Annotated in this window: 5 protein-coding genes; 4 read left to right on the top strand and 1 reads right to left on the bottom strand. The window is 63.7% G+C overall.

The window, feature by feature from the left end; genetic code table 11:
* Nucleotides 1–723: 723 nt before the first annotated feature.
* From AC1D34_RS29880 to AC1D34_RS29865, 4 genes are all read left to right on the top strand, one after another.
* Complete coding sequence (locus tag AC1D34_RS29880; RefSeq protein WP_441488084.1) at nucleotides 724–1,917, top strand: serine hydrolase domain-containing protein; 1,194 nt, start codon at nucleotides 724–726, stop codon at nucleotides 1,915–1,917.
* Between the two features lie 640 nt (nucleotides 1,918–2,557).
* Nucleotides 2,558–3,373, top strand: a complete 816-nt coding sequence (locus AC1D34_RS29875; protein ID WP_476826157.1) for a hypothetical protein — start codon at nucleotides 2,558–2,560, stop codon at nucleotides 3,371–3,373.
* Between the two features lie 101 nt (nucleotides 3,374–3,474).
* Nucleotides 3,475–5,010 carry a serine hydrolase gene (locus AC1D34_RS29870; RefSeq protein WP_441488082.1) on the top strand — a complete coding sequence of 512 codons (1,536 nt, stop codon included), beginning with the start codon at nucleotides 3,475–3,477 and terminating at the stop codon, nucleotides 5,008–5,010.
* A 36-nt stretch (nucleotides 5,011–5,046) separates the two neighbouring features.
* Nucleotides 5,047–5,394: a hypothetical protein gene (locus AC1D34_RS29865; RefSeq protein ID WP_476826156.1), complete on the top strand. Its 348-nt coding sequence runs from the start codon at nucleotides 5,047–5,049 to the stop codon at nucleotides 5,392–5,394.
* 306 nt (nucleotides 5,395–5,700) lie between these two features.
* Here the strand turns inward: AC1D34_RS29865 and AC1D34_RS29860 are convergent.
* Nucleotides 5,701–8,335, bottom strand: a 2,635-nt coding sequence (locus AC1D34_RS29860; RefSeq protein WP_476826155.1) for a hypothetical protein, incomplete at its 5' end; no start/stop codon positions are given.

Genomic DNA, 8,335 nt, shown 5'->3' with positions numbered 1-8,335 from the left:
CATCCGAGGTACATCTTGCGGCTGCCGTCGACGTTGACCACGCCTGAGACATCGCCGCTCTCCGCAAGCGCTGTGATGAGGCAACAAGGCCGATCATCAGGAGGAGGACGCACTGAGGTGACATTGAACGGGCTCTCCGGCGCGGCATTCGGCAGCCCTGACTGGGTCAGCGAGCCCACACGGCAAACGCTCGGCCACGGAGGTTAGGCAGCGACGGCTTGCGACGCAAACGAGGGCCTTCCGAAGCAGAACTTCGGCTTCGCCTCACTGGCTGCATTCCAGGCAGCCTCGCCGAACGTGTCGAGATCGACCTTGGAGAGCCCTTGCTCCGGCATGCACGCAGGCCGGCCGATTTGGCCGGTGCACCGAGGACGTTTCAAGAGGCAGATCAGGTCGGCTTCGTGCATTCCGAGCCCATCCCAACTCTCGGCACTTCCACCCGATCAGTCCGGTTCCGATCGCTGCAGGGGTAAGGCCGCTCGGGCGCAGGAACAGGCGGCGATCCCGGACGCGCGGTCATCAAGTTGGGATGTACGGTCATGGTGCCTGGCAACGATATCCCCTTAGTTTCAATCGAAGTTTCCCCTTGTCCCACGCCCGTAGCGACTGCGGCATGCCCCAAAGCTCGCCATCGTCAGCTCCGCGATATCCGTTCGGCGATGATCCTGGCGACGTCCTTCTCGCGACCATTGCCTTCGCAACCCTCAGCTTTTGGGGCGCCAAATGTTCTTTGCGGCTAGGCTCGCTGTCATATTCATGGGCTGCGTCGGCGCATCATGGCCAATCGCGCAGGGGCAGGAACTCGACCTAAGGAGCCTGGACGAGATCCGCTCGATCGCTTCTGCGCAGTTCGAAAAGCACCGCCTGAATTCGCTTCTCTTGCAGGTGCGCATCGACGGCAAGGACGTGACGAGCCTCGCGCTTGGCGAAGCGATGACCGGCGTGCCGGCGAAGATAGATGGGCGTTTCCGCAACGGGGCCGTGGCCCTCACATATATTGCAGCGCTTGCCTTGAGACTCGCGGAGGAAGGCATCGTCGATCTCGACATGCCCATCTCGCGCTGGCTCCCTGATCTGCCCGCCTCAGGCAAGGCGACCATCCGTATGCTGGCGAACATGACGGCCGGGTATCCCGATCATGTCGCCAATGACGAAAAATTCGTGAAGCCCTTCATCGCGGATCCCTTCAGGACGTGGACGCCGCAGGATCTCATCGCGGTAAGCCTGTCCCAGGCGAGGCGCTTCGCCCCCGGAGAAAACTGGGACTATTCCCATAGCGGGTACGTCATTCTCGGGCAGGTTCTCGAGGCGGCCACGGGCAAGCCGATGCATCGCCTGATGGACGAGTACATCCTGACACCACTCAAACTTGGCGGCACCTTCGGATTCGACAACGCGACGATCCCAGAACCCGCCATCCACGCCTTCACAGCAGAGCGCGGCGTGTGGGAGGACGCGACCTACTGGAATCCGTCATGGACGTTGCCTGCCGGTGCGATCCAGGTCACGACGATTGACGACATGGCCCGCAGCTTCGACACGATCGTCGGAAGCGCTGGCTTTCTCTCCGCGCAATCGCTGAAGCAGATGATAGAGCCACGCTTGATCGGCTTCGGTGTGCCGCTCGAAGGCTGCCCAACCTGCCATAGCCTGACAAAGCGCTTCAACTATGGGCTCGGCGCCATGCTGCGCGGCGACTGGGTATTTCAAACCCCTCTTTTCGGTGGCTACGCCTCTGCCGTCGGAACCTTACCGCAGGAGCGCTCGAAAATCGGGCGTATAACCATTGCCGTGGCGGTCACCTTCACCCGCGCCTCTGTCGAGGATTGGAGTGGACGCGCTCCCAATCTTGCCGATGCGACGGTCGCTCTCATCGCCGCCAAACTGGCTCCCGAACACCCTGTTCCATTTCTCTAGGTTCCGACTGCGCTGAACGCGTGGGCTGAAGCCACAAGGGGAGTGGATTTCCTGAAGGCCGCATCGCCGTTGCCGGCGGGATGGCCGTCATCCTCCAAGCCATAATTGGCCCGCCCCGACCAATCAGCCCGCTCCGAGCGTTGTAGACGGCAAGTTCGAGCGGGAGCGAGGGCGGTCGGCGGCCTTGGACGGACGGTCATCAAGTTGAGATGCACGGTCATGGTGCTCGCCCGCGCTTTCAACTTAGCTTCAATCATAGATCCACCGTTTCCAAGGACCGCGGCGGCCGGGCTCCTGACGGGCAGCGCACAGGCGTCGCCTTCTTGGAGCTTGGTCGCCAGTTTCGGCCTGTCGTCCAGAGCAACCGTTGGGGAGCGCGGTGAAGCAATTCAGACTGGATGGTAGCGCGACACGGCCGGCGGACATGGATAGCCAGCCACCGATTGTCTCCGCCTCGCGTCACCTCGCCCTGAAGCTGAGGCTGACGTCACTGGCGCTTGGCTGCTCGACCCACAAGGAACTCTGCGCGCGCTTTGCGGCCAGCAATCGGACGACGCTGTTCGTGCCCCAGAACGCCTATAAATGGCTCAGCGGCAAGGCCGTGCCCCGCGCATCCAGCGTTTATGAGGATTGGGCGCGGGTGCTCGGCGGCATGCTGACCGCTCCGTTCCTCGCCTCGTCTTCCTTCGATGAGTTTCAGGACGCGATCAGCACCCACTTCGCCGTGCCGGAAACCGCGCTCTCGGCGCTGCGGAGCGAGGCAGGCCTACGGTCGGGCTCGCCCCCCGCCCTGACCGTAGTCGAATCGTCGGTAGCCGGGCGAAGTGGGCTGCGCCCCGGCGAGCATTGGCTGGAGGGCCTCTATCTCGCGATCTCACCGGCCTGGTCTCGCATCGAGGCGGGCCGGCTGATCATCGGGACAGTGGCAATCCACGCCGATGCCATGCAGCGCCTGCAGATCAGCTWCAGCGAAAACCTGTTCAACCGTCAGGTCCGCATGAGCGGGCAATTGCTGAGCGATGGCCGTACCGCACAGAGTGCCCTCGCCTGCTCCTACACGCAGCGGCTGTTCCTTCTGGCGCTGAACCTGCCCACCCTGCCGGCCAATCTCATCGGCGGCATTCTCAGCGGCGCGGCAGTGCATGATCCCGACGCTCGTGCCGCCGCCTGCCGCATCCTGCTTCTGAGGGCGCATGGCGACCAGGCCCAGGATCTGATCGCACGCACGGGCTATCTCGATGCGGACGGGGCACTGGTCGAGAGTGAATTGGCCGCGCTCGGCTATCGCCTCGATGCGGCAACGGTCGCACTAGGTTCCGGCATCGTTGATTTCCTGAATGCGCCTTCGTCCTCCGGCCTTTGTGAAGCGAAACTTAAAGATTTGGCACCACTTGAGCGGATCATCGATCGAATACCATCTTCTGAATTCTTACAAAAATCAGCATCATGGCATTAGATTCAAACCACCAAATCCCTGCTTCCCAGCCTCCATGGCATTTATGCCAAATATTGGCACCAAATGCCGTGTCAATGCACTTTGCCCGAAAGTGGATAACCATGAAACACTGCGGTAGTCTTGTCGCTGCGGCGCTCTTCACGCTCGCTGCCGTTCATCCTTCCAAGGCGGAAATCACAGGCGAAAGGCTTCAGGCGCTCCTGCCCGGCCTCGAGAAACAGGCTGCTGCCGGGATGAAGGAGTTCTCGGTTCCTGGCATGGCCATCGGCATCGTCTTCGACGACCGGCTCATCTACAGCAAGGGCTTCGGCGTCAAGACGATCGACAAGGCCGACCGCGTCACGCCCGACACCATTTTCCAGATCGGCTCGACGACCAAGGCGTTCCTCGCGACGTCGCTCGCCCAGGCGGTGGATGCCGGCCGGCTGAAATGGGCCGATCCCGTCATCGATCATATACCCACCTTCCAGTTGGCCGATCCATGGATCTCGCGCGATTTCCGCATCCTCGACCTCGCCGCGCAGCGCTCCGGCCTCACCCCTTACGTCAATGACGACCTGACCCTTCTCGGCTTTGACAAGCAGACGCTGATCCAGTCCCTGCGCGTCGCGCCGCAGACGGGCATCTTCCGCTCGCAGTTCGGCTATCTCAACATCCCGCACATGGTCGCCGGCGAGGTGCTGGCGAAGGTGAACGGCTCGCCAAGCTGGTACGAGTCGGTGAAGCGGACGCTGCTTGATCCCCTTGGCATGTCATCGACGACGGCTACCCTGGAAGCCATCACGCAAACCGCCGACCATGCCACCGGCCACAGATTTGCCGAGCGCCCGGTCGCAATCCCGTTCCACGCTGCCTTCCCCTACGCGTACGGCCCCGCTGGCGCCTTCAACTCCAATGTCAAGGATATGGCCCAATGGCTGCGCCTGCAGCTCGGGCGCGGGCATTTCGGAGAGAAGGCCCTGGTCTCCGAGGAGAACCTCGATGTCACCTGGACACCGCGCGTCGCGATGAGCGAGCGCGTCAGCTATGCCGTCGGCTGGGTCGTCAATGCCACGCCAAACGGGCGCGTGATCTGGCATAATGGCGGAACCCCGGGCTTCGGCGCCCATGCCGGCTTCCTGCCAGATGGCAGGACCGGCATCGTGATCCTGACCAATCTCGGCAATGCGGCCATGGCGGATGCGCTCGCGCAATGGTTTTACGACCGGGTTCTCGGCAATCCCGAGGTCGACAACATCGCGCTTGCCGCCGCCGCCATGCGGACAAACCGCGAGCTGCAGCGCAAACAGGCGGCCGCCTTCATCCCAGGGCCGCTTGCTCCCTCTGCCGGCGCACTTGTCGGGAGCTATGTCTCTCCGGTTCTCGGCACGGCAACGGTCGCCGCCGTCGACGGAAAACTGCAGATGACTCTCGAAAAGACCGACGCGGTCGCTTTGCTCGTGTCCAGCAAGGATGATCCGAACCTGTTTTCGGCGCACCTCATGGCGACGGCTGGCTATGAGCCGATCGTGGCCATCGCCGGCAATATTCCCTTCACCCAGATCCGGTTCGAGCGCGACAGTTCCGGCAGCATCGCCGAACTCCGCTGGCTGTCTCCGGAACTGCCGCACGTCTTCACACGCCAGCCTGGCCAATAGGCCTGAACCCTTCCGCGCCATTCCAAGGACGAGCCCATGAGCACCCTCTCCCACAAGCTGGCCCGGACTTCGTTGGTCCTGGCCCTGAGCATGGCTGCCGCTGCGGCTTACGCGGCCCCGGTCACTGCTCCCTCTCAGGCCATGAGCGAGCAGCGGCATATCGTGCCAGCCGGCGACATGTTTCGCGGGATCATCGATTTCCTGGGCGATCAGGACAATTACGTTCACGACGATCACTACGACTGGCAGCGTTACCGGGACACGACGTCCCGGAAGGAGCGCATCCGCGATTRCTATCAAATGCAGCAGGAAGCGCAGAAGGACTACTGGCGTCACCAGAAGGAGGCGCAAAAGCAGATGATCAAGCAGCAGCGTGGCTGGTAAGACCTGACGACCGCTCCATCATCCGGGGAGCGGCATTAAGCTTACGCCGCCTCGCGTTGGACCGATCCAGCGCGAGGCGGCGACTATGCCCAACCAGGGCCGTGGTTCCAGGGCAGGCCGGACGCCTGAGCCCATCGACAGCCGAACCCGACGCGCCGGAAGCCTTGGTCTTGAAGTGCGAAGACATTCGGCTTCGTGCCGCGTGCCCCCCAGAACCCGACGTCCGGGTTTGCGGAGAGCAAGGTCAGCGATGCCATTCCGCGGCGAGAGACCCCGCTGGCGCACGCCGCAGCCGATCCGCTTCGCTCAATCTTGCCGCTGAGCACCGCCCGCAATGGTAACGACCCCTGTCGTCACCGTGCGTAGCTTCCAGCCCTCGGATCGGGACCCCGCGAGGTTGAGACGCCCGGCCATGAAATGCAGCCGCTTGGTATCCTCGCTCTTCGAGGTGCAGAAACGGTCCTGAAGGTAGAACGGCGGCATCGCCTGGTAGAAGAGCGTCGCCTCGATGGCAGCTGGCTTACCGTCGATCTCCGGCAGGGCGATGCGATAGAGCGTCGCGTCGCCGCCACCCTCCCGATAGTCGGGATCGTCACCGACCTGCACAGGTCCGGCCTCGTCAGCCAGTTCCGGGCCGGCGCCGAGGGAGGCCGCGAGCTTCACCCGGTCATCGCGCCCGAGATAGCCCCTCGGCAGCAGGCGATTGTCCTTCACATTCGAGCAGATCGACAGAAAGCTCGTGGTCAACTGCCCCGCGGGCTGGGAGCCGATGCCACACTGGGCCGGCCCGGACAGCGGGGGGCTCGAAACCAGCTCCTGATAGATTTGGACCTGATCTTGCCGGGTGATCACCTCCCGATGCGGCTGATGCGCGAGCGGATCGAGTCTGGCCGAGCAATCGGCATTCCACCAGACTTCGCCGGCGACGGGCGCGCCCATCCCGTCGGTGATGACGCCGAGTGCGTCAGTGCGCCCCGAAGCCCAGATCGCCTTGCCGCCGGCGTCGAGCACCTTGAACGCGATGAAGGCGCGCCGGAAGCCGACGCCGCTCGGGAATTTGTGCCCAGTTTTGTTGGTGACACGTACCGACGCCTCCAGCGCCGATTCAGTCATCCTGACGCTTTCGACGGCGATCGCGGCGGTGCGTTCCGCAGCCTGGTGGTCGATCGCCTTCTCGGTGAAGAGCAGTGGATCGACGCCTTTCTTCGTCAGCATCGGATCCTGCGTCCGGATTCCCATCAGCTCCGGGAACTGCTGCGCCATCTTGATCAGGAACGAGTTCAAACCGACCAGCACATGGCTGGCGAAGCCGGAGCGCACGGGCAGGTCGATCTCCTCGGGCGGCAAGGTGTGCTCCGCCTGGGGGAAATTTGAATACTCCTGGATGCTGGCAATCTTGCTGCGATACGGGTGTCCGTCCGCATCGCGGCTGGGCATGTGACAGCCCTGGCAGGTTTCGGGGCTTTTGCCGGCGCCGAATGGCAGCGCCCCGTCGGGCGAGTGGCCGGTGCGGAAGTCGCTGAACGCCCATTCCGCATAGGTCGTCTGCTCGTAGGTGTGTCCGATGACCTTGCCCTTGTCGAGCACAGGCAGGTGAACGGTGTGGCAGCTGCCACAAACCTCTGAGCTCTTGATGGCGGGGTTTTGCACCGGCGTCATGCCGAGTGCATTCTCCATCGGCTTCGCCTTGGGGCCCTCGAATGGCCCCTTCATCTCGGTCATCGCGCCCATCAGGAAGCTGCCGGTGAAGGTCCTGGCGAAGCCGGTATTCTCGGGATTGAGCCGTTCCTGGCGCTCCTCGACGCAACTGTTCTGCGGCTGCGCCTTGACCCGGCTCCGTTCGGCCTCGCTCAGCGCCATGGCGTGACAGGTTGTGCAGGAGACGCCGTCGCGGGCGAGCGCACCGTGCCGGGCCTCCAGGCCGGAGTGACCGGCGGGCCAGGGCGTGGCGGCGACGGCGGCACGTGAGAACGAGGAGCAGCCCTTGCCCGTTGCTTTCTCGTCGATCTTCAACTGCCGCTGCCCCATCACGCCATGGCAGCCGAGGCAGGTATCCTGCACGAGCTCGGCGGCTTCGGGATGGAAGGTCTCCGTCTCGCTTGCGAGCTGGGCGAAGAAGACCGGGTCGCGTCCGGCCAGGCCCATGGGCGACGAACTCCAGGTGCCATAGGGCGAAAGATTGAGGAAGCGGCCGTCCGGCCCCGGCAGCGTCATGTCGAAATGCAACCCGGTTGACCCGGCATCGTGGCAGCCGAGGCACTGGTCCGAGGTCAGGAACTGCTGCTGGGCCTCGCGCCGGTTCGCACTGGCCCACACCACGTCATAGGTCTGGGATGGCATCCGCATCACCTTGTCTGCGGTCGGATGCGGAAACGGGATGCCGTAGAAAGTGGTGAACTCGGGCGCAGGGCTTTCGCGGGCCGGAGCGCCGAGCAGCGTGATGTCGTCGGATTCCTGCACGATGCGCAGGTGGTTGAGCATCGCGGACAGGTCGTCATGAGCTTSGGCGGAGCGGTCGGTGAAAGCATTCTGGCTCAGGAAGACCAGCGGGCGCCCGGGCTCGCCCTTGATGTTCTTCAGGTCARCGAAGGTCGCGTTGGCCTTGGCACTGGCGTGGCAGTTCACGCAGTACTGACCGAAACCCATGTTCGGGTAGCCGTTTCCGGGCCCCGCCGGCCAATCGGGCTTCCAGTCGCTCCAGCCGAACCAGCCCCAGAACCAGCCGTCATGCGAGGCCTTCGCGTCGCGCACCATCACGGCCGCACCGCTCGTCGGCAGCAGCCGCAGCGGATCGACATCGCGGCACAATGCGGCAGGCGCCGGGAACATCTCCTTGATCATCATCGCCCCGTCAGGCACKGGGGGCTCCGTTGTCMCCTCATGGGCCTGCGTCCGGTTGGCCTTCAGCCAGCCGAACATTTCCGGCGAGTACCAGATGACC

Source organism: Allobosea sp. P1_A7, from assembly GCF_056406775.1.
The sequence above is the reverse complement of the archived record's forward strand: the minus strand, read 5'-3'. Positions and strand labels throughout refer to the sequence as shown.